This is a genomic window from Nitrospira sp., from assembly GCA_030692565.1.
GTDB lineage: Bacteria > Nitrospirota > Nitrospiria > Nitrospirales > Nitrospiraceae > Nitrospira_D.
In genome coordinates this window covers 1-24502 of the sequence record JAUYAO010000035.1, presented here as the reverse complement: position 1 = coordinate 24502, position 24502 = coordinate 1, and the positions used below count along the sequence as shown (strand labels likewise).

The following is a 24502-nucleotide window of genomic DNA, read 5'->3' as shown; positions in this document are numbered from 1 at the left end:
CTTACATACGATGCCGCGGATAGCCCAACCATCCAGACAGTCCAGCACCGAGCGCCAGGCGAGCCTGATCCAGGCCGCGACGACACTGTTTGCCAAAAAAGGCTTCAACGGCACGACGACGAAAGAGATCGCCAGGGCCGCCGGTATCAGTGAAGCGCTGGTCTTCAAACACTTTCCGACCAAGCGCGCCCTGTATGCGGCCATCCTTGCGGAAAAAGTCACGGTCAGCGAACTCCTCAGCGCGATCGAGGAATCCGCCAAAAAGCGGGACGACCGGCGCGTGTTCACCTTGATCGCCAGCTACCGGATTCGCTCCGGCGTCGACCCCACCTTACTGCGGCTCCTGCTGTTCAGCGCGTTGGAAGGCCACGAATTGTCCGACATGTTTTTCGGCAAGCACCACAAAGTCTTCTACGACCATCTGGCAACCTACATTCACACGCGGGTTGAGGACGGCGCTTTTCGACAGGTCGATCCCCTCTTGGCCGCCCGCGCCTTCATCGGCATGGTCGTCCATCATCGCCTGCTACACGAAATCTTCGGGGTCCCGATCGATCGGCCCTATGACGACACCGTCTCCACCTATGTCGACATCTTTCTCCAAGGACTCGTGGCGGTGCCTCGCACCAGCCGCCCCAGGAAAGCAAGGACCCGGATATGAGGTCGCTGAAACAACACCCCTTCGTCATTCTCGGCGTGATCATTTTCTTCGCCGTCACCGCGCTGGTGGTCTTCCGTCTGAGCAGCGGCGCTAAAACCGATAACAAGAAGACACGCGTCATCACGGTGGGAACGACCCTCCCGTTGAAACAGGACCTCCCTATCCGCCTGGCCTACACCGCCGACATAATTCCCAACCAGGTGGTGAACCTCTTTTCGCGGGTCGATGGCTACATCGCCAAAATTCACGTGGATAAGGGGGATCACGTCAAAGCCAATCAACTGCTGGTGGAGATCGACCATACGGACTATCAACATGCCGTCAATCAGGCCAAGGCCAACCTCGCAGCGGCCAAGGCAAAGGTCGCGCAACAACAAGCAGCCGTTCGCAATGCAACGCTGACGCTCGACCGGATGCAAGCCCTCATTAAAGACCAGTTTGTCTCGCAGCAGGATTTGGATAATGCGCAGGTGAACTTCGACGGCGCTTCTGCCGCCCTGGAATCCCTCCAGGCCCAGGTCAAGCAGATGGAAGTTGCGCTCGCCCAAGCGGAAACGAATCTCGCCTACTCCTATATCCGCGCACCCTTTGCTGGTTATGTCGCCGAGCGCAACCTCGATCCGGGCGCCAACGTCACCAGCGCCACCGCCAGCACCTCGGCCAATTCGCGCGGCATCCTGAGCCTGCACGAGATCGAAACCGTGCGGATTTTGATCGAAGTCGTCGAGAAAGATATTCCTCTTGTCCATATCGGGCAGAAAGCAGAGGTCCGCGCCGAAGCCTATCCCGATCGCGTATTCGACGGAACGGTCACCCGCATCGTCCAGGCACTCAATCGCGCCACCCGCACCATGACCGTCGAGATCGATCTGCCCAATAAAGACCGGGCGCTGAAAGGCGGTATGTTCGCGCGCGTCGAAGCCCTGGTGGGCATCCACCAACAGGCCGTGCAAATCCCGATCGACGCCGTCAGCCGGCTGGAAGACGTGCAGTATGTCTACATCGTGCGGGACGGCAAGGCGCAACGCGTGAATGTGGAGATCGGCGCTCGCCAGGAGAATCGCGTGGAAATTACCAAGGGACTGAGCGGCAACGAACAGGTCATCGTCTCGGGCAAAGACCTCGTGCACGACGGCACCCCCGTTCAGACACAGTCGCTCGAACCGACCAAACGTGACAGGTGACACGTGACGCGTAACCAGCATTCCACTCGTCACCTGTCACTTGTCACACGTCACCTCTCTTCATTATGTGGCTGACCCTACTCGCATTACGCAACCGTATCGGCATCCTGATGTTGTCGCTCGCGATGGTGGTGCTGGGCGTCACCTCGCTGGAACGGCTCCCCGTCGATCTCTTCCCCAACATCCAGGTACCCGTCGCCTTCGTCGGAGTCATCTATAAGGGGGCACCGCCGCTCGACATCGAGCAAAGCGTCGTCTATCCCATCGAAAAAGCTGTGAGCTCCGCTTCCAACGTGGAGCATGTCGAGTCCTTTTCCAAGCAAGGCATCGGCGCAGTCCAGATTTGGTTCAACTGGGGCGCCGACATCAATGTCGGCCAGATGGAGGTGATGCAGCGCATCACCCAGATTCTGAACAGTCTGCCGCCGGGCATCCTGCAACCCTTTATCGTGAAGTTCGACGTCTCTAATATCCCGGTGTCCTTTGTGACGGTCTCCAGCGACGATCTGGACGAACGGGCGCTCTACGACCTGGCCTACAACACGATTGCCCCGCAGATCGAGCAGATCGCCAATGTCGCCGCCGCCACGGTGGAAGGCGGGAAGATCCGCCAGATCAATATCAATCTGGACCCGGCCCTGCTCACCGCGCGCGGGCTCTCGATCCTCGACGTCGTCAAGTCCGTCAAAGCGGCCAACCTGATCCTGCCCTCCGGCGACTTGAAGGCCGGCAATCTCGACTACAACGTCTTCACGAACAATCAGTTCAAGACCGTCGATCCGATCCAAGACGTCATCGTCAAAGTGAATCAGCAGGGCAACCCCGTCCGCGTGCGCGATGTGGGAACCGTCACCGATTCCTCCGACATCCAGACCAACATCGTCCGTACCGACGGCACCAGGGCCGTGTATCTCCGCGTGAACAAGCAACCCATCGCCAACACAGTGGGAGTCGTAGACGCCCTCCGCGCGGCACTCCCCAAGATGATCGGCATTCCGCCCGGCGTGAAGCTCGGCATCTCCTTCGATCAATCCGTCTACATTCGCCAATCCATCCAGAACCTGATCGAGCAGGCCCTGCACGGGTCACTGCTCGCCGCCGCCGTCATTCTGATTTTCCTGCGCAATCTGACGAGCACCTTGATCATTTCCGTTTCGATTCCGCTCTCGATCCTGGTGACCTTCATCGTGCTCTACTTCACCGGTCAAACACTGAACGTCTTTACGCTGGGAGGGCTCGCCCTGGGCATCGGCCGGCTCGTCGACGACTCGATCGTGGAACTAGAAAATATTCAACGGCATCTCAATACGACGCCGCGCCGGTGGGACGCCATCCTGGAAGCCGCCCGTGAAGTCGCCATGCCGATCTTCGCCTCGACCGTCACGACCGTGGTCGTCTTTCTGCCCATGTTCTTCGTCGTCGGCATTGCACGTTTGTTACTGATCCCGTTGACCGTCACCATCGCCATCGCCCTCTTCACGTCCTTTTTCATCTCGCGCACGGTCACCCCGGCGCTCTGCTACAAGTTCCTGAAGCCCGAGCAGGAGGCCCATCGGTCCATGCCGGCCTGGTTCGTGCGCATCATGGACTGGAGCCGGGACCGCTACGAATCGCTGGATCGGAGTTACGAAGACTCGTTGCGCTGGGTGCTCGCGCACCGTCGCCTGTTCATCGCCACCATCGTGCTGATCTTCATCGGCTCCCTCATGCTGCTTCCGATGATCGGCACGGAGTTCCTGCCGGTCTCGGACGAAAGCCAGTTCCGCATCGTCCTGCGGGCCCCGGTCGGCCAACGCGTAGAAAAGACGGAGCAGCAGGTCGCCGAAGTCGAACGGGTGCTCAGAGAAAACATTCCGCCGGATGAACTGGAAACGATGGTCTCCAGCACCGGCGTCCTCGCTCAGGGCCGCTCCTCCCTTTTCAATCCCAACACCGGCCCGCATACCTCCGTCATCTCCGTCTACCTCACACCGCCGGACAAACGGACGCGGAACCAGGTGCAGGTCATGAACGACGTGCGGCCGAAAATCATCAAGCTGTTCCCCGGCGTCGCCATGTTCTTCGATCCGGGTGGACTCGTAAAACGGGTGACCAGTTTCGGCTCGCAGAAATCGATCGACGTCGAGATTTACGGATACGATTTTGAAAAGGCGCGCGGCGTGATCCGCCAGGTCGAAGACGCCATGCACAAGATACCGGGGATCGCCGACATCGAAGTGAGCCGCGAAGAGAACTACCCGGAAATCAACGTGGTGGTGGATCGGGAAAAGGCGGCGCTGCTCGGCATCAGTGAAACCGATGTCGCCAACGCCGTGCTGTTCTCGCTCAACGGAAACGGCCAGACCGACCCGATCATCTATACCGACCCGCAGAACGGAAATGAGTACTACATCAGCGCCTGGCTGGCCGAAGAGCACCGCAAGGACCTGACCGACCTGGACAACATTCTGCTCACCACGAAGGCGGGAGAGCCGGTGCTCCTCAAGAACGTGGCCTCACTGAAGCTGAATGCCGGACCGGTGAAGATCGACCGGAAATATTTTCAGCGCGTCGTCCACATTACCGCCAACCCCACCACGCGCCCGTTGGGCGCCATTGCCGAAGACCTGGAGTCGGCCTTTGCCGCCATCCAGTTGCCGACCGGATTCACTATCAAGTTGGCCGGGCAGATTCAGCAACAGCGGGAAACCTTCCAGGGCCTGCAGTTCGCTACCGTCCTCGCGTTGGCCCTGGTCTACATGGTGATGGCGGCGCAGTTTAAATCGCTGATCGACCCCTTCATCATCATGTTCTCGGTGCCGATGGGTTTCCCCGGCGTGATCTTGATTCTCTTCCTGACCAACACGACTCTGTCGACCACCTCGATGATGGGCATCATCATGATGCTCGGGATCGTGGTTTCGAACGGCGTGCTGCTCGTCGATTATACGAACGTCTTGCGCCGCAGAGGCCACTCGTTGGCGGACGCGGTCATCACGGCCTCGCGCACGCGGCTGCGCCCGATCCTGATGACCTCGCTCGCGACCGTCTTCGGCCTGTTGCCGATGGCCATCGGCTGGGGCACCGGCGGAGAAACCAACGCGCCCCTCGCGCGGTCCGTCGTCGGAGGGCTCAGCGTCTCGACCTTGCTGACCCTCTTCCTCGTGCCCACGATGTATATGATGTTTGAAGAGTGGCACCCCAGAAAATTCGAGAAGGAGCAGCAGGCCACTGCTCCCTTAGTACCGACCAGCCCGCTTCCGGTACTCGAGTAACAATACCTTGAGGGGGAACTTAAGAGAACCCATGTAAAACCAAACCCTGAAGCTCGGGTAGCCCCTCCACAATTGAGTATGCTAACCTGCTGCACCATTTATACTACAGACCATCTTGTGACATCTCCCAAGAGGGCCAGTGATTAATCTTGCAGAGACTTTCGAGCATTTCCCCCAAGCCCCTGCCATTGAAGCCGTCCTCGACATCAAAGCACGGGCCACTGTAGAGCTTACGGAGCAGCGACTTCTCGAAGCGGCACAACAGCACCTACCAGCATATGAATTTCTCGATTCCCAGCGAGAGATTAAGCACGAAGTTAGATTCAGCACAGCCAAAGGCGAGGAAATCCAACAAGGCCTCCAAGATTTGGGATGGAAAGGCATGCGATTCCGATCAGCCGATCGGGGATACATCGTCAACATCCACCGAGACGGCATGACCTTCAGCCGACTATCACCATATCAAGACTGGGAGCAATTCCAAGAGGAAGGACTCCGGCTCTGGGATTTTTCCACTTCTCTTTCCAAACCAGAAACTATCTCTCGAATTGGCGTTCGCTTCATCAACCAGATTATTCTCCCACAAGGGGAGGTCAACTTTGAGCGCTATATGACTAGCCCGCCAAGTCCTCCCGAGAACATGTCCATGCCGTTTCTTGGCTTCATGCACCAAGGCATCTTTCAAGTTCCTGAATCCCCTTACTCCATTATGATCACCAAGACCATTCAATCACCTTCTCCGACAACAAATAACCGGTTTGCCTTAATCCTGGACATCGATGTTTTTACAAACATGCCTCGCTCCACCACAACAGCAGGGCTTGAAGCCTGTCTAAAAAATATGCGTTGGTTAAAAAATAAAGCTTTCTTTGGTAGCATTACCGAAAAAGCCAAGGAACTCTTTCGATGATTCTTCCACTTACCATTAGCTCTGCTCTCTCTGCAGATCCTATGTCCTCGCAAGGGCAAAGTGATCTTGCCGACTTTCTTCACACTACGACCAAAGCAGAAGTGCGACGATTGCACGATTCGCATGAATTAGGTTTACGTGGGAAGGGAGTTCTGACCGAGCTGTGCCGCGTCTACCAAGACTGTCGAACGCCCAACTGGGATGGGTATGGAGCGCTGCCTGTCAGCTATACAACATACCTCACAGCAGAGGCGTTTCTGGACGCTCTCCCTCTCGGCACGCCTGCACCCACCATTGGAGCAGAAGCCGACGGTCATTTAACGATCGAGTGGTACCAATCGCCACAGGAACAACTATCCATTAGCATCAGTCCAGACAATAATCTCCACTATGCTGGCATCCATGGAATCAGTAAGTTTTATGGGACGGAGGCTTTCTTTGGTGATTCGCCCACCTCTCTCTTGCAGCTTATATATAAGGTTTCAAGCCCGTTGCTGGCATGAGTGATCCAGCGACTACGTTCGAATCCGAGACGCTTAGTCGCTTCCTCCTTCAACGGAATCACATTAGGGCTGACTTCACCATAAGACCAGACCCATTCATTCCTCACCCTTACCCTAGACTATCTGTCACGAAACGCGAGGCCTTACCCGAAGCTGATCTTTGGGCCCGCGGGCGTCACATCGCCGAATTGGCAGGCAAGAATCTTTATGGTCGTGCTGACATTAACCCGTCGCACATTCCTCAAAGCCTCTCCATGGAGTTAACGCCTACTCCAGAAAATCCACAGCACGTTGACATTATTGGGTGGCCCAAAGACAAACCTTCCCAGAAAATCTTGGCCATCGAGATCGCTAGAATTGCGGGCAAAACCAAACTGCTGCCTGACTAACTGAAACTTAGGGCTGCTTCTAAGAAAAATCGGCTACAGCTACCTACCACTATAGAGAAATCATAAAACAGTATATGGGCCGTCAGCTATGTTCGCTTTCCTCCGGCCCTGGAACTTCCAAACTGGCGCGGCCCAGCGTGCCGTCGCGAAAATCGGCTAAGAGAATCCTCGCCGCCTTGTCCCGATCCAATGCCCCGCCGCTTCCGGCCAACAGGCAACCGCGCTTTCTGGCGATGGCTTCTATCACCCCCGCGCTCGTCAGGCCCTCGGTCGCAAACCCATAGCGGGCAGTCAACCTGGCGGGATACCGCTCGAGCAGCTTCCCGGCAAGAAATTCGGCGACGGTTTCGTCATCCACGACCGTGTGTCCGACGGCATTGATCGTCGCGAGCAACAAACCTACCTGTGGATCTTTGATCGTTCCCCAGAGCAGTCCGGGCGAGTCGATGATGGCCATCTTGTCGTTCAGCTTGTGCCGCTGTTGCACTTTGGTCACCGCCGGTTCGTCCCCCACACGGGCGATGCGCCGCTTGAGGAGCGTGTTCATCAGGGTCGATTTGCCGACATTGGGGACACCCATGATCAGCATACGCAACGGCTTGACGATACTATTGCGATGGGGCGCGATCTGCTGGCACAGCCGGGGGATCTTGGCCGCGTCACCTGCCCCCTTGCACGACAGAGCCACCGCCGTCACACCCTCTTGTTGGTTATACCGTTCGATCCAGGCCTTCGTGACCGCCGGATCGGCAAGATCGGCCTTGTTCAGAACCTTAAGGCATGGACGCTGCCGGGGCAGACGCAACTCCTCGATCAATGGATTACAACTGGCCTGGGGGACCCGCGCATCCAGCACCTCGACGATGACATCGATCGCTTCCATCGTCTTGGCCGCTTCTTTGCGCGCGGCATTCATGTGACCGGGAAACCACTGTATCGACATGATGGGTCGTCTTTCTGATCAAAAGAACAGGTGCACAGCGTCGCAGAGAAGGGCAAGAGCCGTCAAGCGCAGGCTCCGCGCGTGCAATCGGTCACGAAGAATTGAGCGATGAACAACCGAGGGGGAGTCAGGCCCCGAGAGTAGGAAACAGCGCTTTGAGCTGCATGGCCAGGCCCATATCTCCGCTCACGCGAAGGCGGCCGGTCATCACACTGGCCGGAACATTGAGCTTGCCGTTGAGCAACTTCAGACAGTCCTCCCCCGCCATAGAGATCGTCACCTGCGGATCGGCATGCACCCCTGACTGCACCGTACAGGCCCCATCCTTTACCTGGACCGAATACTGCCCGCCCTGAGTGCCGCTCAGATCAAATTGATACACGACGGTCACATCTTCGGCGGCATCCCGATCAAGCGAGGCCGGAAGCAACTGGAAAAATTCACCGACGGTGGAGGGTTTCATGAATGGATAGAGGGGAGGTTGTCGGTGACGGCAATGGGGGCCACGGATCTGTGGCCCCCACGCGCAGGCAATTCAGCAACTAACTAGTAACGCAGCGTGACCGTCGCCATACTTCGGCGCGCGCCGAAGAATTCCTTCGAAAAGGATTCGACGACGGCCGGGTCATACCCCTTGCAGCTGAAAATATCGAGATAGGCGTTGTTGGTGTCGTTGGCAAAATGGCCGCCGATCAACGACGTCGAGATCAGCTGCACCATGGAGTAGCCGGCCACACGACCTTCGCCGAAATTCACGACCTGGCACTCGCCAAACCGCTTCATCCCGATGAGCTCGCACAGCTCAACGACGTAGCGCTTGATGTGGTCAGCATCACGGATGAGGTCGGGATTGCAATCTTGGAGATCGACGGCGGTGCAAAGGCCCCATGCCTTGCCGGGTCCTACCATGTCTTGGACAGGTAGCGAAGCGGCCGCAGGGGTGCTCGTTGGTAAGATTGACGACTCGGATCCAGCCGAGATGCTCATGGGTAGAGACCTTTCTGTTAAAGAGTAAAGAGGCACGCGCGCAGCACATTTTTTGCACTATACCATGAAGTTTTTTCAGTGAGACGCAGCGCGAAAACTTTTTTTAGCTCGGGCCACCCGGTGCGCTCCAAGTCGGTTGACAAGGTTCACACCCCTCGGTGACAATGCGCCCCACTATGAGCAACCCATCGACTCCGACCGTATCCGCAGCGACGCTCCCGGACCGACTCTGCACCTGGTGCAAGGTGTCGATGAAGAAACGCCTGGTCGGCGGCGCGCAATTCGTCCACTACACCTGCCCGAAGTGCGTCTTCCAACACACGACCCGACTGGGCCCGAAGCTCCCTCCGGTCAAACACTAACCCCCTCTCGGTTGCTCCGCTCCAAAGCTTAAGTGGAATCACTCGCGCCCTCTTTCTTCACTTCCGGGATTCCGCTAGAGTGCCGCCTGTGATGGACCTCCGGCGATCATCGCGCGATCTCTGCCTGTCGAGCGCGGGCCTGCTTCTGCTGGCCGCACTCTCCGCCTGCCAAACCGTTCCGACCAAGACCTATGACATCCGCCAGCGGGCCTTCACCTATCAACCCAGGACCCTCGTCCAGGATTACCAGGAGGAGTACGCCTATATCGAACAGCGGCGGAACACCGTGGCCAGCGGCGAGTCCAACGGCGTCGCCGATCATGTCCCGATGGTCCTGCAGGTGCCCCCGCACCTGACCGGCCTGGCTTTCTCCGGCGGCGGCATTCGCTCGGCCACCTTCCATCTGGGCCTGTTGCAATCGCTCCACGACATGCAGCGATTGCCCAAGATCGACTACCTGAGCACCGTGTCAGGCGGATCCTATGTGGCAGGCTGGATGCTGGCTCATCTGGGCCAGGAACAGGACGATGTCTACGGCAATCTCGTCCAGACGATGGACCAGGGCAAGCTCCTCGACCCACACAACGATTTCGTCGCCCATCTGCGGCATCATTCCGGCTTCATCAAGGAGGGCGGCTTCTGGGAAGGGCCGAAGCTCATGTGGGGCTATATGTGGCGACTGATCCCCTATTACATGTGGGATTTGATTCTCCACATTAAAACTCCGCCGGAGATCGGCAACGAACTCCACCTCTTCACCCCCTATGAAGACCGGATTCAGCTCACCTACCTGCGCGGGAAGCACGAGACTCCGCTCGTTCGGCTCAATCGCAAAGACGCCGATGCGCCGTATCTGATCATCAACGGCAATCTGGTCAACCGCGGCCGGCCACGCGCCTATGAAGGCGAGTCGAACCGTCCCTACCGCGACAATTACAATTTCGAGTTTACGCGCGACTACACCGGCTCCGACGGCCTCGGCTATATCCAGAGCGCCGGGTTCGGCTTGCCCGTAGTCGAAGCCCAGACCGAAGACGGGAAGCCGGCCTGGTTCAATCCGCGAAAAGTCGTGGTGGAGGATCTGACCGAAGGCACCTGCCACAAGCCGAGACCGGAACGGATCAGGGCGGACGCCTGCGTCCGGCTCTCCCAGGCCATGACCGCCTCCGGCGCGGGGCTGGACCTGGATAGCCTGGTCGAAGAATGGTACAGGAACGACATCGCGCGCCTGCTGTTCCGGTTCGGCACTGCCCCCTTCAATATCAACAACGAGTATCAAACCTGGAACTACGCCCGCCGGTTCAATACCCCCGTCACCACCGTCTGGGACTATTTCCTGATGATGACCATCCAACGGATCTGGCCCGACACCAAGAGCCGGTGGATCGAGATCACCGACGGGTCGTTCTACGACAACCTGGGCGTCCAAACTCTCTTACGCCGCCAGGTCAGTCACATCATCGTGGGCGATGCCACGCTGGACACCACCTGGCAATACGACTACCTGCACAATTTACAGAAGCGGATGAAGAGCTACTTTGGCGAGGGCGTCGAATGGTGCGGCGAGATTCCGCAAGAGCACGAGATTGTCTGGTACCGGCGCTTCTGGGTCAAACGCCCTGACGGCACCCCGACCGTCATTCACTACCTGAAGCCATATGCGTACAACCCGACCCTCTTCAAAAAGAACCCGTCATTGGCCGCGCCTGGAAAGATCTTCGTGAGCACCGATCCGGAGAGCGGCCGCCCGTTGGCCGAAGCGCCGCGGGCCAGTCCGCCCACGAACCCGACCCATCTGGATGGGAACCGGCTGCTCGCAATGATCAATGACGACCAGGCCCGTGAACGGGCGCAACTGGCCATCAAGAAGGTGACAAAGATCGTCGAGGCGCCTGAAGGCAAGGAGTTTCCCCAGACGAGCACGGTGTTTCAATGGTATGAGCTGGAAGAATTCGAAGCCTACCGGCACCTGGGCTACCTGATGGGCTGGGCCTACCTCTCGAAGCTGGAATTGTCAGAAACGGAACTCGCCCCCACTGCGACCTGCCGAAGATTATAGTGGTCAGCGTCTAGCGGCGGGAAAAGCTATTCTGCACATGGTCGTCGAGAATATGGGCCAGTCGCTCACGATCCTCTGGGCTGATGGACGAGATCGTCGCGCCGAACTTCGGGGATCGCACATGGACGACCTGTAATCCACAGGTCAGTGTTCGGCCCTGCTCAAGATCGAGCACCAACTGGAGCGTATCGCCGCTCTTCACGAACAGGCGGCTCTCAATCTTCACGCCGGTTTCGCTGACATCCAAGACCTTGCACGACGCCGAGAGTGCCCCTCGTTGCAAACGCCCGGCACGACTGACATCAACACGCGAGCCTTTTCGTTTGAACCCCATAGAATCCGGCCTCCTGGGTTGGAAGCATAGCAAGAGGGCGGACAACCCCCAAGGAAATTACCGAATAGCGCTAGAGCTTGTCGCTGACGAATGACCGGATCTCTTCCATCCGCTTCCGGTTTACCCCAAGATCACTGTGGCCGGTACGTGAGGCCGAACGGAAGTGAATGGTCTTGTTCTCGTCGTCGAAGAGGAACTCCACATCATCGACAAAGCGGAGCAGCAGACTGGTGAATTCGTAGTGCAGGTAGGACTCATCTTCCTCGACGAGCCTGGTACGGGGCATGGCCTGAACCATGGCCTTGAGCGACTCCTTCGCCTCAGCCCGCGACTTGCGGTAACGAAACGGCGCAATGGCATGGCCTTCGTCCTGGGCTTGGGTAGACACGCAGTTAGGGCTGGAGGGACAGGTCAGGCTTCTGGTTGCCATATCAGCTGATTCCCCTTCGGCGATCACATCTCATATCCGACAGAAAGCACCCCGCTTGAGCCATTGATGCAATCACGGCACTGGCGGCTTAGCTTTTCGTTTCAAATAGTCCGCGCCGAAATCTACCCCCAACTCGACCCAGATCGGCAGATGATCGGACATCTTGTAGGTCCGCCACTCGCGATAGGTCTTGGCATCCTTGTCCGGCAGGTACGTGGCCTGATCGTCGTTGCGATACACCTGGTCGAAAAATGGAAACACGCCGGCCTTGGCGACGCTCACCTGGCTTTTGATGTCCGGAGCCAGAAAAGCCATCTGATCGAACGGTTTGTCCAGATTGGCGTTCGTGTACTTTCCTTTCAACCCTGCGGGGATCTCAAAGTCCGCCTTCTCGATCGCTTTGAATGTGGCATCGTTGGTGCTGAAGACGTTGAAGTCTCCCAGCAGGACGGCGTTGTTGGCCCATCGATCCTTTGACTTCATACGAGCCTTCAGCAGCTTCACCACGACCTCGGACTCTTTCTGACGCTGCGGATCGTCCGGTTTCGCATCCCCGTAATACAAATGCTGCGTGCAAATCGTAAATTTGAACCAGCCCGCACGAAACCCGGCCAGATAGGGCGTCCGTGAGAAGGCAAAATCCGACACCAACGTGTTCCCGTCTTTCTTCATGGGCGGAACCAACTCGCCGGCCAATCCGCCGAACGCCAGCTTCCGCGTATCGTAAATATAGGCATGCCGTTCGCTGTTTCCCTGCACGCCGAGTGTCACGTCGGACACCAGGAATTTCCACCAGCCTCCGAGAATCCCCATCAAGCCGTCCAATGCGTCGAGATCGTCGCGCACTTCCTGAATCGCAATCAAATCAAACCGCGAAATGATCTCCGCCAGATAAAAGAGCGCCTCTTTATCCCGCCCATCGGACTTGTTGCCGCCGAACTCCCGGATATTCCAACTTGCCAAGAGCAACGTCTGATCGAGCGTCTTCGCCGGCACAGTTGAATCCAACGCCTTTTTGAGGCGGAGCAGCCCTTCCGCTGTTCGTCGACCCACCGGAGTTCGATTGTCTATCGCGCGATAGAAAGGCATGAGAGTTCCCTCATGATAAACACGGTATCTGCGACACGATCGTAGGCGATCGTGCCGCAGTACTGCTTCGACTACGCAAGAAGAAATACAGCAGGCAGAGCCTAAACAGAATGGAGAAAAAAGTCGAGGCGGCAGTGACTCACCAGCGGGCGCACATGATTACGAGTTGCCATCTTCGTGTCACGGACGGGGATCGCAAATCGTCGCAATGGCATGACCCTTTTCTGTGACTTGTGCCGACACATGGTTGGATCTGGAGGGGCAGGGAGCGCGCGTTTCCATAGAAACCCCAGTGAATTGCCTTACAGTAAGGAAGTAGGATATCCTTTTTTACAGGAGGCACTGCACATGTTAGCCAAAAAGACTTCGAAGAACCAAGTCACCCTGCCAAAGAAAATCCTCAAGGACATTCCTGACACGGATTACTTTGACGTCTCACTGCACGAAGGCGTCGTCATGCTTCGCCCAGTGACCGTCGGCGAACATGGCAACCGGCTGGCGGCGGTCCGACAGAAAATCCGCGACCTCGGCATAGAACCCGGTGATATCGACCGGGCCATCCAGCAGGCTCGCGGCCGCAAGGGTCGCCGGCGGTGATCCGGGCCGTCCTGGACACGAACGTGCTCGTGTCGGCGCTCCTTTTTACCGGCCCGCCTTCCCAACTCGTTCCCGCCTGGCAATCGGGCCGCCTCCGTCCAGTCCTCTCCGCTGAGATCCTGGAAGAATACCTGCGAGTGCTGGCTTACCGTAAGTTCAAACTGACTGACGACGAGATTCACGGCCTGATTGAGGAAGACCTGCTGCCCTTTGTCGACACCGTGCGAACAGCCCCCGTGACAGTCCCTTCATTACGAGATCCCGACGACCTGAAGTTCATCGCCTGCGCGAAAGCCGCAAAGGTTCGTTGGCTCGTGAGCGGCGATGACGACTTGCTCTCGCTAGGCACAGTCGGCTCAATCGAGATCGTGCCGGTGGCACACTTCCTTAAACTCTTGAAGCGCAAATCCTAGCTACAACGCAGCCCGAGACAAAAGACCGGCATGGCCCTCATCCGTGGCCTGGGTAGACACGCAGTTGGGGCTGGAGGGACAGGGAGCTAATTGCTTCATAACACAAGCATTCTAATATGTACTTTTTTAACATATCTTATTTCTTTTCCCCATCATCAAAAACACTGAGCTGGCGCTTCGTTTTAACCAACTTCTTAATGGCTTTTATCGGCAATGTGCCATGGTCGACCCACAAAATCTCAGCACCATCTTCGATCTCTTCATAGACAGGCATTAGCATAGAAATTCCGGCGAACCTCCACTCTCCACCTTTTGTCTTCGAAGGATTTCCCAGCCGACCAAACTTTAGTGCCTTTCGATACGCTTGATCTCGATTACTTGCGCGTATCAGTCGTGTATTCTCCCACACCAGGCAACGGCTGTTCGGGGTTAGCTTCGTCTGGCGATTGGACACCCACTGCGCAACCTCAGTGAATATCCACCAACCAGTATGATTTTTTTCTGAGAGGTATTTTCTTTCGCTTGCCCATCACCTTACCTCCAGAAAGCGACACCAGAAATTCGTTAACAGTGCTCAAATCACTCGCCCACTTCTCGTATCCAAACCTCCACCACCAACACCGCATCGGCGGGAACCAGATCAGGAATTCCTTTGTCCCGATAGGCCAGGTGGGAGCCGATGCGGACTTTACGATAGCCGCCAGCTATCATACCTACTAGCGCGTGTTCGATCCCGGCGATGGCCTGGCGCGGGCCGAGTACGATCGTGTGGTCGATGAGGGTGGCACCGTCGACGACCCGGATCATCTCCTTGGGAACCTGCTCTGCCTGGATGGCGTTGAGCGGGACTTCATTGCCCTGATTCAGAAAGATCCGCGCGTTATAGACAACCCTGTCGCCCTTTTCAGCCTGCCGACCTTCCCCCTCCCGTTCCTCCAGTAACTTGATTCCACTCAGGCGCTTCATCAGTAGGCCAGCGTTTTCAAAGCAGTCGGTTGTTCGTTCCGTTGTTCGACTCGCACCGACACGCGGCCGACGATGCGGCCGTCTTCGGTTTCTACGTCCACCCGCCAGTCGCCGGGATCGAGGCGCTGTTTGAAGGTGTAGGCCCGATAGCCGCCTTCGCGGCCGCCGGAAATCTTGATGGGAATCCTGTCGGCATGGGAGAACGGCTTGCTGCTGTTTGGACGGAAATACCAATGGTGATAGACCGTCGTATCCAGCGCCACCGGGGCAAAGACGGCCGTGAAGCAGTAGATCGGCTCGTCGGCGGGGAAGGGATTCTCGGAGCGTTTCCAGACTTCGTACCATTTCCGATCGTAGGTCAGGAGAAAATGATCCCCCTGCCGCTGCACTTCGCGATAAATGCCGCCGAACTTCATCGAGAGCGGCACCGGCGGAATCCAGTTCAGGAAATAAAACCCCACCAGCAGTGCAATAAGCCCGAAGGCTGGAGCCGTCACACCAACCGCTTCACGTTTGGAGCGATCCGGATTGTTGCGATAAATCAAATGCACGCCCCGAAAGGTGACCGCCGCCGTCAATCCGGCACCCGCGAGAAATATGGCCGCGTTCATCAGACCGGTCATGACCGGAAGAAAGAAGGTGAAAAATGCGAAGCAGACTAACGCATAGAGACTGACTAAAAGCCGCAGGCTGGAGAGCCGGTCGCGCAGAAACTCGTTTCCGACCAGCAGCAGGATCAACAGGGCGAAGAAGATCGCGCTGCTCGTCAGCGTGGCGCTACGGGAATAGAAGATCGCGTAAGCGCTGAACAACCCGCCCAACAGAAACTGCACCGCTATCGGGTAATAGGGCCTGGCGCGCAGCACCCACCGTGTAAAGGGCGAGAGCGCGGCCAATTGCTCCCGCTCCGGCGGCGGCTCAATCCCTAACCGGCCGGTCAGCACAACGAGGACGCCCAAGAGCAATAGATAGATCAGCAACAAGAGATTGTCTTGCAGCCGGTCGATGCGCGTGAGCGTCAGGGTGTCGTACGTCACACCGGACAGAAAAAACACCGCCGGCATAAAGGGCTTAGTGAGGAGGGATTGGACTTTCGCGAGCGGGCTCATGCCAACACTGTGCGAAATCCGAAGGGTTTCTTCAATGAAAAATTGGTTCTTGAGGAGCAGCTCAATAGAGGTTGCTCAAACCGGTTGTCCAGCAAGGCCGCAACGAGCAGAACCCCGAGGCGTACTCTCCGCCGGTACGCCGCAGGGGAGCTGCGACGTGAGAACGCCGCTGGCGGCCGGTTTCAGCAACCTGTTAGACGAAGGCGGGCAAGGGAGCATAGCTTAGAGGATGCCCGATTAGACGCTCCAGCCATGGCCCCATGGCCTCTTCTTTGAGCGGAGCCCGATTCAACCGCGCCTCGATCTGGAACTGCCCGTTTAATCCGACAATGCCGATGATCGCCGAGGCATCGTCTCCTTCTGGCAACACCGCCTGCGTTTGAAACTCACAGAGCGTGGCATACAGGCGCCCCTCCGGCTGGATCGCTTCCAACACTTCCGGCAACTCATCCAAGGGACAGTGGACCGAACAGCGATAGGCAAAGCGGGCGCCCGGCTCAATAGCCGCGAAATCGGCCAGCGCCTCTTCAGAGAATCCCGTCAGATAGGCCCGCACGCCAGCCGGTTCCTGCGCAAACGTGGCCGCCAGCTTGCTGGCCGGCACCAGGAACTCAAAAGAGTCGGTCGTGTTGTACTCAAACTGGCAGGGCCCGAAGGCGTCAGGCCAGGAACAGAAGAAGGGTGTCGTCGGATCGGCCGGACGCAAGATGACTTGCTCCTTCTCGATCAGCGTTTCGATGGGCAGTTCCAGAATGGTGATGGCATCGAGAAAAGCGGCCCGCCGTTCATCCAGCCATTCCGCGCGTTCGCTGTCCGCGCGCGTTTCCCCAGGCGTAATCACCTCCGTCGTCTGCAGGCGGATGCGCAGGAAGGAATGGGCATGCCGGAACCCGAGCCAGAACATGCTGCGTGGCTCGTGTCGCCGCAACGACTCGCGAATGCGCCAGGGATGGCTCACCGAACAATAGGTGCCGACGTCCTGATAGCGTTGAAAGGCCGTGTGGTAGGCGCCGGCCAGCAGGAAGAAGTCCCCCCGCCACCCCTCGCGCACATGCACGAGCGTCACGTCTTCCGTAGCCCAGGGATCGAGCTGATCGAATTCGTCGGGCGCGGACACGGTCCATTCCTCGACGTAGCAGATCACATCCTGCGCGGGCACCGCCGGTTTGAGACCCAACGCGGCCAGCCGTTCCCCGACCGCCAGGATCTGGTTGAACGTCAGCGGTGTCGTTGTTTCCCAGCGCCGCTCACGCACTCTTCCGAATCTCCCCTGTCACCCCATGGCTAGTCCTTCTTAGTCTGTCTGGTCTTTTTGTCTGTCTCGTCTGTTTGGTCCGGCACCAGACAGACCGAACAGACTGAATAGACCAGATAGACCTGCGATCCGGCCCATCCCGCTAGTGGGCTGGTCGCAATGCCCGATCTGAGACCATCGTATCCGCAATGAACCGGTCGATGCCGTCTTTCAAAGTCGCCGCCAGCAGTTCCTGCACATCTTCCTCGGCAAACCAGAAGACCGTGGTCCGCTGCGCGCCCTCGACGCTTCGAATCGTCGTGCTGCTATCCCCGACATTGCGCGCCTGAATGCTGAACTTGTTGCTGGCGTTAATCACGGTCGAAAACACCCGGCTCTTGGCCGTGGCCGAGAATTCAGAGACCTGGCCACTGATAATAATGTCGGCATCCGGAGCATCCGCACTCCGGCCGACTTGCACTTTCCAGGGGCGTCCCCGCCAGCCGCGATTCTTCAGACGATCCGCCAGGGCCTGGGCGATCACTTCTCCCGGACGTTCTCCCGACACATTGAATACCGTTGTGCCGCCCCAGAGATGTGTCCGCTGTCCCACTCGCGTCTTGTCATCGCGGCGGTCTTCAAACGGCTCAATCACAATCTTGACCGGCTCTTGTTCAGGAGATGGAGCCGCGGCCGTCGGCGTCCTGACGTCGAGATAGCGCGTCTCTCCCTTCCCCACACATCCGGCCATCACAGCCATGACTCCGACCAGACCCACTCCCATCACCTGCCGCAGCATCATTGATTTCACAGACGCCTCCTCACGCTAAACAAATAGTGCGCCGACGCTGGCCCAGTTTACCCAAGTTGGCATTCAGAGACAATTCCCAGGACACCGACCGTCAGGCCGTGAGAATCGGCAACATCGACCGAAAGGTTTCCCGACTCAGGTCAGGGAGCGAACCCGCTTGCAGCCGGGAATCGGTCATCGGCACAAACCTCACGATCTTGATGAACCGACGCTCGGCCAGCACCGACGCGATCTGCGCCTTGCGATCGTGCGTGATCGGCAGGGTATAGCCTTCCCCCCGCTTCCACTCCCACAAGGTCGGAGCCAGCGACAGTTCCAATTCCCGCCCGGCCAGCTGATGAAACCGATCAACGATGTGCTTCTTGTACTGTTTGATGCCGTCCCCTTCGAGAATCAACGCGCAGACCAGATGATGGCCCCACCAGAACAGCGTCCGATAGGTAAACTTGTTGCCCCCATCGAAATGTTTGGGATAGTCGAGGTACTGGTAGGGAAAGAATTCGAGCTGTTCGCCTTTGACAAACTGATGCGCATGAGGTTTGAACCCCGGCGGCACCATCAAGCTGGCATGGCCGAACTCTTCCGTCAGTCCCGCGAAGGTCGCATCGAGCTGAGCCCGCACCTTGGCCGAGATCCGCTCTTTCTTGCGAAAGAATTGCGCATCCGCCACCAGCGCGGCCTCTTCATCGGTCAAAGCGAGGGAAGGTGATGCGGAGAAACCATCATGCCCTAGCATGCACGCCCACGCTGCGTCCCGGAGGATGATGAAAAAGAACTTCCAGCAAGGCCGCAGCAAGCGAAAGGCCGAGGAGGTACATACCAAGCTCGCTTGACCCGCTCGCTTCGATCACATGCGAGCGGATAGGTCCTTTGCCTCAAGTCGACTCTTGTATTCGTTGAGGCCTTGAGCGAAGCGAGAACGCTGCTGGAGGGCTTTTGCAACATCCTCTCGCTATTTCTGCCGCATTTCAAACTGCGCGACCGCCAGATCGTAGTGGCATCGGCAATCGGCACAACGGATCAGCACGCGGTCTTCAAAGACATCCATCTCACGCAGCGACAATGCGGGGCGATGGCCGGCAATACAGCTCGCCAACTGCGTCAGCCCCTCAGACTCACCGACCACAGGGGAAACCGAAGCATCGCTCTGGCTTTGCTCGGCCGACGCCTGGGCCACGACAGAGTTACACTGCAAATGATGCGCGGACCGGCAGGAACTACACAGCAGCACCACTGTGCGATCGTCGGCAATCCGTTTTACCGTCAGGCATAACGGATGGACCGACCAACATTGTTGCAGAAAGGCGCCGCTTCGAATGACCTGGGCCATTGTCTACCCTTTCCCAGGCACGCCTGCTACAGCTTCCACAAGGCGAACATCACAAGAATACCGACCAGATAGGGGATCACGCAGGAATAAAACAGCACGGATTTCGCCCGCTCCGGTGAGGCCTGGCGCGCGAGCTGTTCTTTGTAGACAAACTCGTAGGAGAGAATGACGATCGTCAGCGTCAGCGCCAGCGTGCGGCTCGTCCGCGGCCAGGTGTACTGACCACTGATGATGAAATTGGACGTAAAAAATCCCGCGAAGAGCAGGACCAGCGGGGCCAGCGCCAGCCGGATCGCTTCAGAGAAATAGGCGTGCCAGTCGGTGCGGGACGGAGCTTGATTCGACGGAGAGTTGGAGGTCACGACCCGACGGCAGCCGGAGTCTCGTCCTTCTTCGCCGAAGGAGAGGGGGCGCCCTCTTGAGCCGCGCGGCATGTTTTACACACGCGCGGACGGGCTTTCAGAAACGATACTTTGCCGCTGGCGAGACAGCTGTAATGGACAAATTCATCGCAGAGGGCGCAACGGGACCAGCCGCCGGTGAAGAAGGTTTTGTTCCGATAGAGCCCTTCGTTGCACACTTTGCAGTTCCGGGGCTCGATCCCCAGCAACATAGGCTCCCAATCTCCGCCGCCTTTTCTGATACTCATAGTAGGGGGAGTATAGCGAAGGCGAGCGGCGAGAGGCAAGGGGCGCAGAATATAACACCGATACTTACCTCTTTTTCTTATTAGCAACCAATCCAAATTTGCCAAGCAACCAGCTCAGCCCTGCCCATAAATGAGGGGTGCTTTCCTAAATGGGAACGCGTATTCTTTGGTACGAATAGTTGAGTGGGAACCTAGTCTGTGTGGAGTTGTCTTGGATAACCCAATCAGGTAAGTGTGGGCCTCCGGATGAATACCGATGAATACCATGGTCGCAACACCTGCTCTTGCATTTTCCTTGGAGGTCTAAATCGTGAGTGTGTCTCTTCACGACAACGTGATCGAGTAGCCTCCGTCGCACCTTAAGCCTTCGGCAATACGCTAGCACCGATGCAACTACCTGATGGGTTATACGATAGTATCGTTACCGAATCGTTGGCGCAGCTAATAGCTGACCTTCGAGATCCCTCATACCGCACACTATCCGCATTACCTCCTGAACAAGCAGCAGAGCGAATCACGGACGCTCTAGCCAGACAAGTGACTCTGCTGCTCGATGAAATTGAAGGAGATGGTGCGGATAAGGTAAAGCAACAGCTTGCCCTCGTTAACGCGCTACTAGTTCAGCTTAGGCGACAGGTAGCGGGAAGCGTGGACCCGCTTATTGAGCCGCCTCAGATCCTCCAGGCGGTTCATAGAATCGGAGTTGCACCGAAATTTCCAGAAACCGGGCTTGCCATTCCATGGCTATTTACTTCGGGCAAAGGTTCTCCATCCCTGCTCTCTGAACTCCGTCGTGAAATTTCCTGCTGTGACCAAGTTGACGTGTTAGTCAGCTTCATCACAGTCGCAGGAGTTCGGAAGTTGTTCGATATTCTTCAGGCAGCTACAGCCGTGAGCACTGGTGGCCAGCCACGAACCCGCCTGCGAATCCTCACCACCACTTACACTGGTGCGACTGAGATGGAAGCGCTCGACTATTTCGCAAAAATGCCAGGTTGCGAAATTAAGGTTTCTCTCGATGGCAGACGGACACGACTGCACGCAAAAGCATGGATCTTCAAACGTAAAACAAGGTTTGGTTCGGCTTACGTCGGCAGTGCAAACCTATCAGGCTCGGCGCTGCTCGGCGGGCTCGAATGGACAGTCAAATTCACCGAGCAGGGACAGACTGAACTGTTTGCTCGCGCCCAAGCCCACTTCGAGACACTTTGGAACGATGGTGAGTTCCAGCATTATGATGCTGCAAACCCAGAGCACCGCTCCAAGTTGACCCGCGCGCTGAAGCGGGAGGCCGGTGACCAAATTTCGGCCACAACGACGTTCCTCGACCTTGCGCCTAAGGACTATCAGAAGGACATGCTAGAGCAACTTATGCTGGAGCGAGAACATAGCAGGTCTCGCAATCTCGTTGTCGCAGCAACCGGCACAGGCAAAACCATAGTTGCGGCATTTGATTACCGTGCGGCCTGTCAAGCTATCGGCGGCCGCCCACGTTTACTCTTCGTCGCGCACCGCAAAGAAATTCTACTCCAGGCTCGACGAACCTACCGCGAGGTACTGCGCGACCACTCATTCGGTGAAATATTAACAGGTGGCTCTGAGCCGCAGAGCTACGATCACATTTTCGCCACCATCGACAGTGTTTGCGCGCGCGACCTCGTCACAAGATGCGGTCCACAATATTGGCACACCGTCGTTATCGACGAGTGCCACCGGTTGGCAGCGGACCGCTTCGATGCATTCGTCAAATCAGTATTCCCTCAGGTCCTGCTAGGTCTAACAGCCACACCAGAGCGTTCAGATGGGAAATCTATTTTCCCGTACTTCGACAATCGGCCTGATGGATCGCCTGCTGTCGAGTTACGCCTCTGGCATGCACTAGACCTCCAACTACTCTGCCCGTTTGAATACTATGGCTGCGACGACGACACCGACTTCTCAGAAGTGCCTTGGGATAAACCGGGTGAGCGAGAGGCCATCGACAATCTTGTGACTGGGAATGACACCCGCGCGAGACTTGTTATCGACGAATGGCGGCGATTGACTGGCAACCCCAAGCGGAGCAAAACGATTGCATTTTGCATAACAGTCGCACACGCCGAATTCATGACGCGGAAATTCAACGAGGCCGGACTGCCTTCGCTCTGTATAGTAGGCTCGACAGACACTGATGTACGTCGCCAAGCACCAGAACGTTTAGCCCGGGGGGAAGTTTGCGCGCTTGTCACTTGCGACCTTTATAACGAGGGCATTGACCTTCCTTCTGTTGATACGCTGTTACTCCTTCGACCGACGCAAAGTCCCGTGCTATTCCAACAACAGATCGGACGTGGTCTACGACTTCATGAGGGCAAGCAAGGTTGCCTTGTATTAGACTTTGTTGGCCGATACCGCGCAGACTTTCGTTTTGATCGTCTACTTTCAACAATAAGTGGGCTTTCACGCAGCCAGATGATTGACGCTGTGAACGAAGGATTCAGCTCCCTTCCAGTGGGCTGCCACATTCAGTTGCAGCAATTAACGAAAGAGCAAATCCTCAGGAGCCTGCGAACCACCATGAACCAATCATGGCGGCGGCTCCGCAGCGAGCTTCAGACTTATATTGCGCTCCGCGGACGAGCGACTGCTCGGCTTGCAGAATTCCTGCGTGAGCAAGCAGTGCAGCTAGATGAACTTTATCGCAGCCAAGGCCGCAGTGGGTGGACCGCTTTGCGACGCGATGCTGGGTTATTGTCCACACCTGAAAGCCCAGAAGACAAATATTTTGGTCACCGTTTTTCAAACTTGCTGCACTGTAACGACCCGGAGCAAGTGGACCTTCTTATACGTATCGGTGAATCCTCCGCGCAATACCAAAGCTTCAGTGACCGTGACCGTCGCCGGACCCAGATGCTCGCCTATCAGATAGACGGTCAACATCACCAAGCAGGTAGTGGAGAAGCCTTTCTTGCCCGACTCTCACAGGCACCAGAAATCTCTGCTGAACTCGGTGAGCTGGGTGCAGTCCTTCAGGCAAGAAGCACCTTGCGCTTTCACCCGATACCTGGCCTAACCGACCTACCTCTGTGCCTTCATGCAAACTACGGCATTCGTGAAATCCTAACCGCGGTAGGCTGGCTAACCGCAGAGCGACGAACTCCCTTCCAATCTGGTGTGCTTCCACTGCAAAATAAGAAGATGGAACTCCTGTTTGTCACCCTCGACAAGTCAGAGGGCTTCCACGACCGCATTGCCTACCGCGATTACGCTATCAGCACCGAACGATTTCACTGGCAAAGCCAGAATTCAGATGGACCCGATACACCAGCCGGTCGGTGGTACCTTGAGAGCCCCACCAACGGCTGGTCCTTTCAACTCTTCGTCCGCCGAAGCAAGGGGGATCCCTATCAAGCTTGTGGCCCGGTGACGATCGAAAAGGCAGAAGGGGAGAAGCCAATGTCCATCGAATGGAAGCTTGAAATACCTCTCCCAATTCGTCTATTCTAAGAATTCAGCGTTCTTAGGGAACAGTAAAATTGGCGCTTTAGAAAATCGAGTGAGTCACGCGTCGCGTTTTCAGCGTATGGTGCCTGCGCATTCTCTTCTGCTTCCCCTTCGTAAGGGAAAGGACACAGCTATTAAGCTTACGCTAACATGGAGGGGCATATGCCAACCAACAAAGAACGAGCGGAACGTGGGAGAGAAATTCTCGAGAGCTACGCACTCCAATTCGGCGATCCCTATGATCCAAGCGCTAACTTAACCGATGTGCTAACGGATCTTATGCATGCAGCATTCACTCAGCCCGAATTGGGGCTAAAGTTCCACGCCAGTTTGGAAATGGCCGGTTATCACTTTGATGCTGAGACAAATGCTCCATGCTAAGCTCGCTTGTGCACGTCGTTCCAAGATGGCCCAGAAGAGTCTCCCACTGCATGCACCCGCTTAATCGTTACTTCTTTCTTTAAAAGTAGCCTGTCGATCCTCAAATGCGCGGGTTCAACGAAGACCTTCCGAGGCCCCGCGTTGCGCGAGCACAAAAGCTCATCAGCTTCTATCCCCTCCTATGTCCTGCAAGCAAGAAGGATGGTCTGGCTGCTCCCCCTCTCCCTTCCGAGACCACACACTGCACAAGCACAGAAGGCCACTAGCCCGCCTTTCTCCTCGTTGTAATACCACAATGATAATGTCCGCTTTCACCACAGTAGAAATGTCCTCTTCGTTGCTAGACTGCCGGCTTTCAGACGGAGGGCTGGATGGTCGGAGAGGACAGGGTCATCATGAGTGTGAAGGAACTGAGACGAGTGCA

General features: G+C 56.9%; 26 protein-coding genes. 11 read left to right on the top strand and 15 right to left on the bottom strand.

The annotated features are described in order from the left end of the window. The first annotated feature begins 10 nt into the window (after positions 1-10). The 5 genes from Q8N04_09055 (at position 11) to Q8N04_09035 (ending at position 6512) form a co-directional block, all read left to right on the top strand. Entirely contained in the window at positions 11-661 is a 651-nt protein-coding gene (locus Q8N04_09055; GenBank protein MDP3090812.1) for a TetR/AcrR family transcriptional regulator, read from the top strand. Beyond that, positions 658-1845 (top strand): efflux RND transporter periplasmic adaptor subunit, encoded by a 1188-nt coding sequence (locus Q8N04_09050; GenBank protein MDP3090811.1) that lies wholly within the window; start codon positions 658-660, stop codon positions 1843-1845. The genes Q8N04_09055 and Q8N04_09050 overlap by 4 nt, the downstream gene beginning before the upstream one ends. A 65-nt stretch (positions 1846-1910) precedes the next feature. After that, positions 1911-5099, top strand: a complete 3189-nt coding sequence (locus Q8N04_09045) for an efflux RND transporter permease subunit (protein MDP3090810.1) — start codon at positions 1911-1913, stop codon at positions 5097-5099. 139 nt (positions 5100-5238) lie between these two features. Then, positions 5239-6009: a TIGR04255 family protein gene (locus tag Q8N04_09040; GenBank protein ID MDP3090809.1), complete on the top strand. Its 771-nt coding sequence runs from the start codon at positions 5239-5241 to the stop codon at positions 6007-6009. Beyond that, on the top strand, positions 6006-6512 hold the full coding sequence (locus Q8N04_09035; GenBank protein MDP3090808.1) for a hypothetical protein: 507 nt from the start codon (positions 6006-6008) through the stop codon (positions 6510-6512). Before Q8N04_09040 ends, Q8N04_09035 begins: the two co-directional genes overlap by 4 nt. Before the next feature lie 471 nt (positions 6513-6983). On the opposite strand, the gene ylqF is transcribed toward Q8N04_09035, so the two are convergent. The 3 genes from ylqF to Q8N04_09020 all read right to left on the bottom strand — a co-directional run bounded on the left by ylqF (position 6984) and on the right by Q8N04_09020 (position 8753). After that, positions 6984-7844, bottom strand: coding sequence for a ribosome biogenesis GTPase YlqF (ylqF, locus tag Q8N04_09030; GenBank protein MDP3090807.1), 861 nt, complete (start codon positions 7842-7844; stop codon positions 6984-6986). Positions 7845-7971: 127 nt separating this feature from the next. Continuing rightward, positions 7972-8307 (bottom strand): SCP2 sterol-binding domain-containing protein, encoded by a 336-nt coding sequence (locus Q8N04_09025; protein ID MDP3090806.1) that lies wholly within the window; start codon positions 8305-8307, stop codon positions 7972-7974. Positions 8308-8390: 83 nt separating this feature from the next. Beyond that, a complete protein-coding gene (locus Q8N04_09020) occupies positions 8391-8753 on the bottom strand; it encodes an S-adenosylmethionine decarboxylase (protein ID MDP3090805.1) in 363 nt (120 codons plus the stop codon). Positions 8754-9007: 254 nt separating this feature from the next. Here Q8N04_09020 and Q8N04_09015 point away from each other — a divergent pair, with 254 nt between their 5' ends. Together Q8N04_09015 and Q8N04_09010 are read left to right on the top strand one after the other, a co-directional pair. Then, positions 9008-9193 carry a hypothetical protein gene (locus Q8N04_09015; GenBank protein ID MDP3090804.1) on the top strand — a complete coding sequence of 62 codons (186 nt, stop codon included), beginning with the start codon at positions 9008-9010 and terminating at the stop codon, positions 9191-9193. Positions 9194-9272: 79 nt separating this feature from the next. Further along, positions 9273-11252 carry a patatin-like phospholipase family protein gene (locus Q8N04_09010; protein MDP3090803.1) on the top strand — a complete coding sequence of 660 codons (1980 nt, stop codon included), beginning with the start codon at positions 9273-9275 and terminating at the stop codon, positions 11250-11252. A 10-nt stretch (positions 11253-11262) separates the two neighbouring features. Here Q8N04_09010 and Q8N04_09005 read toward each other — a convergent pair whose 3' ends face one another. The 3 genes from Q8N04_09005 to Q8N04_08995 all read right to left on the bottom strand — a co-directional run bounded on the left by Q8N04_09005 (position 11263) and on the right by Q8N04_08995 (position 13105). Next, positions 11263-11586, bottom strand: a complete 324-nt coding sequence (locus Q8N04_09005) for a PilZ domain-containing protein (protein ID MDP3090802.1) — start codon at positions 11584-11586, stop codon at positions 11263-11265. Positions 11587-11656: 70 nt separating this feature from the next. Next, positions 11657-12016, bottom strand: a complete 360-nt coding sequence (locus tag Q8N04_09000; GenBank protein MDP3090801.1) for a DUF1499 domain-containing protein — start codon at positions 12014-12016, stop codon at positions 11657-11659. A 72-nt stretch (positions 12017-12088) separates the two neighbouring features. Then, entirely contained in the window at positions 12089-13105 is a 1017-nt protein-coding gene (locus Q8N04_08995) for an endonuclease/exonuclease/phosphatase family protein (GenBank protein ID MDP3090800.1), read from the bottom strand. A gap of 348 nt (positions 13106-13453) precedes the next feature. Here Q8N04_08995 and Q8N04_08990 point away from each other — a divergent pair, with 348 nt between their 5' ends. Together Q8N04_08990 and Q8N04_08985 are read left to right on the top strand one after the other, a co-directional pair. Continuing rightward, complete coding sequence (locus Q8N04_08990) at positions 13454-13702, top strand: hypothetical protein (GenBank protein MDP3090799.1); 249 nt, start codon at positions 13454-13456, stop codon at positions 13700-13702. Beyond that, positions 13699-14115 (top strand): putative toxin-antitoxin system toxin component, PIN family, encoded by a 417-nt coding sequence (locus Q8N04_08985; GenBank protein MDP3090798.1) that lies wholly within the window; start codon positions 13699-13701, stop codon positions 14113-14115. The genes Q8N04_08990 and Q8N04_08985 overlap by 4 nt, the downstream gene beginning before the upstream one ends. A gap of 136 nt (positions 14116-14251) precedes the next feature. On the opposite strand, the gene Q8N04_08980 is transcribed toward Q8N04_08985, so the two are convergent. From Q8N04_08980 to Q8N04_08940, 9 genes are all read right to left on the bottom strand, one after another. Next, positions 14252-14569 carry a DUF4288 domain-containing protein gene (locus tag Q8N04_08980; GenBank protein MDP3090797.1) on the bottom strand — a complete coding sequence of 106 codons (318 nt, stop codon included), beginning with the start codon at positions 14567-14569 and terminating at the stop codon, positions 14252-14254. A gap of 125 nt (positions 14570-14694) precedes the next feature. Further along, positions 14695-15081: an FKBP-type peptidyl-prolyl cis-trans isomerase gene (locus Q8N04_08975; GenBank protein ID MDP3090796.1), complete on the bottom strand. Its 387-nt coding sequence runs from the start codon at positions 15079-15081 to the stop codon at positions 14695-14697. After that, a complete protein-coding gene (locus Q8N04_08970; protein ID MDP3090795.1) occupies positions 15081-16190 on the bottom strand; it encodes a DUF2914 domain-containing protein in 1110 nt (369 codons plus the stop codon). The genes Q8N04_08975 and Q8N04_08970 overlap by 1 nt, the downstream gene beginning before the upstream one ends. Before the next feature lie 193 nt (positions 16191-16383). Beyond that, entirely contained in the window at positions 16384-17445 is a 1062-nt protein-coding gene (locus Q8N04_08965; protein MDP3090794.1) for a hypothetical protein, read from the bottom strand. A gap of 142 nt (positions 17446-17587) precedes the next feature. Then, positions 17588-18235, bottom strand: coding sequence for a hypothetical protein (locus Q8N04_08960; GenBank protein MDP3090793.1), 648 nt, complete (start codon positions 18233-18235; stop codon positions 17588-17590). 91 nt (positions 18236-18326) lie between these two features. After that, a complete protein-coding gene (locus Q8N04_08955; GenBank protein ID MDP3090792.1) occupies positions 18327-18971 on the bottom strand; it encodes a hypothetical protein in 645 nt (214 codons plus the stop codon). Between the two features lie 216 nt (positions 18972-19187). Continuing rightward, positions 19188-19565 carry a hypothetical protein gene (locus tag Q8N04_08950; protein MDP3090791.1) on the bottom strand — a complete coding sequence of 126 codons (378 nt, stop codon included), beginning with the start codon at positions 19563-19565 and terminating at the stop codon, positions 19188-19190. A gap of 26 nt (positions 19566-19591) precedes the next feature. Beyond that, complete coding sequence (locus Q8N04_08945; GenBank protein ID MDP3090790.1) at positions 19592-19927, bottom strand: hypothetical protein; 336 nt, start codon at positions 19925-19927, stop codon at positions 19592-19594. Continuing rightward, on the bottom strand, positions 19924-20178 hold the full coding sequence (locus Q8N04_08940) for a hypothetical protein (protein ID MDP3090789.1): 255 nt from the start codon (positions 20176-20178) through the stop codon (positions 19924-19926). Before Q8N04_08940 ends, Q8N04_08945 begins: the two co-directional genes overlap by 4 nt. Positions 20179-20751: 573 nt before the next feature. Between Q8N04_08940 and Q8N04_08935 the strand changes: the two genes are divergently transcribed. After that, positions 20752-23700 (top strand): DUF3427 domain-containing protein, encoded by a 2949-nt coding sequence (locus Q8N04_08935; protein ID MDP3090788.1) that lies wholly within the window; start codon positions 20752-20754, stop codon positions 23698-23700. Positions 23701-23859: 159 nt separating this feature from the next. Beyond that, the gene (locus Q8N04_08930) at positions 23860-24078 is read left to right on the top strand and encodes a hypothetical protein (protein ID MDP3090787.1); all 219 of its coding nucleotides are present in this window, start codon (positions 23860-23862) and stop codon (positions 24076-24078) included. Positions 24079-24502 lie beyond the last annotated feature (424 nt).

What these genes read in the sequence shown, in the direction of transcription:
- Q8N04_09055 (MDP3090812.1), top strand. Translation starts at nt 11, where the DNA reads ATGCCGCGGATAGCCCAACCATCCAGACAGTCCAGCACCGAGCGCCAG.
- Q8N04_09050 (MDP3090811.1), top strand. Translation starts at nt 658, where the DNA reads ATGAGGTCGCTGAAACAACACCCCTTCGTCATTCTCGGCGTGATCATT.
- Q8N04_09045 (MDP3090810.1), top strand. Translation starts at nt 1,911, where the DNA reads ATGTGGCTGACCCTACTCGCATTACGCAACCGTATCGGCATCCTGATG.
- Q8N04_09035 (MDP3090808.1), top strand. Translation starts at nt 6,006, where the DNA reads ATGATTCTTCCACTTACCATTAGCTCTGCTCTCTCTGCAGATCCTATG.
- ylqF (MDP3090807.1), bottom strand. Translation starts at nt 7,844, where the DNA reads ATGTCGATACAGTGGTTTCCCGGTCACATGAATGCCGCGCGCAAAGAA.
- Q8N04_09025 (MDP3090806.1), bottom strand. Translation starts at nt 8,307, where the DNA reads ATGAAACCCTCCACCGTCGGTGAATTTTTCCAGTTGCTTCCGGCCTCG.
- Q8N04_09020 (MDP3090805.1), bottom strand. Translation starts at nt 8,753, where the DNA reads ATGGTAGGACCCGGCAAGGCATGGGGCCTTTGCACCGCCGTCGATCTC.
- Q8N04_09015 (MDP3090804.1), top strand. Translation starts at nt 9,008, where the DNA reads ATGAGCAACCCATCGACTCCGACCGTATCCGCAGCGACGCTCCCGGAC.
- Q8N04_09005 (MDP3090802.1), bottom strand. Translation starts at nt 11,586, where the DNA reads ATGGGGTTCAAACGAAAAGGCTCGCGTGTTGATGTCAGTCGTGCCGGG.
- Q8N04_09000 (MDP3090801.1), bottom strand. Translation starts at nt 12,016, where the DNA reads ATGGCAACCAGAAGCCTGACCTGTCCCTCCAGCCCTAACTGCGTGTCT.
- Q8N04_08995 (MDP3090800.1), bottom strand. Translation starts at nt 13,105, where the DNA reads ATGCCTTTCTATCGCGCGATAGACAATCGAACTCCGGTGGGTCGACGA.
- Q8N04_08990 (MDP3090799.1), top strand. Translation starts at nt 13,454, where the DNA reads ATGTTAGCCAAAAAGACTTCGAAGAACCAAGTCACCCTGCCAAAGAAA.
- Q8N04_08975 (MDP3090796.1), bottom strand. Translation starts at nt 15,081, where the DNA reads ATGAAGCGCCTGAGTGGAATCAAGTTACTGGAGGAACGGGAGGGGGAA.
- Q8N04_08970 (MDP3090795.1), bottom strand. Translation starts at nt 16,190, where the DNA reads ATGAGCCCGCTCGCGAAAGTCCAATCCCTCCTCACTAAGCCCTTTATG.
- Q8N04_08955 (MDP3090792.1), bottom strand. Translation starts at nt 18,971, where the DNA reads ATGCTAGGGCATGATGGTTTCTCCGCATCACCTTCCCTCGCTTTGACC.
- Q8N04_08950 (MDP3090791.1), bottom strand. Translation starts at nt 19,565, where the DNA reads ATGGCCCAGGTCATTCGAAGCGGCGCCTTTCTGCAACAATGTTGGTCG.
- Q8N04_08940 (MDP3090789.1), bottom strand. Translation starts at nt 20,178, where the DNA reads ATGTTGCTGGGGATCGAGCCCCGGAACTGCAAAGTGTGCAACGAAGGG.
- Q8N04_08930 (MDP3090787.1), top strand. Translation starts at nt 23,860, where the DNA reads ATGCCAACCAACAAAGAACGAGCGGAACGTGGGAGAGAAATTCTCGAG.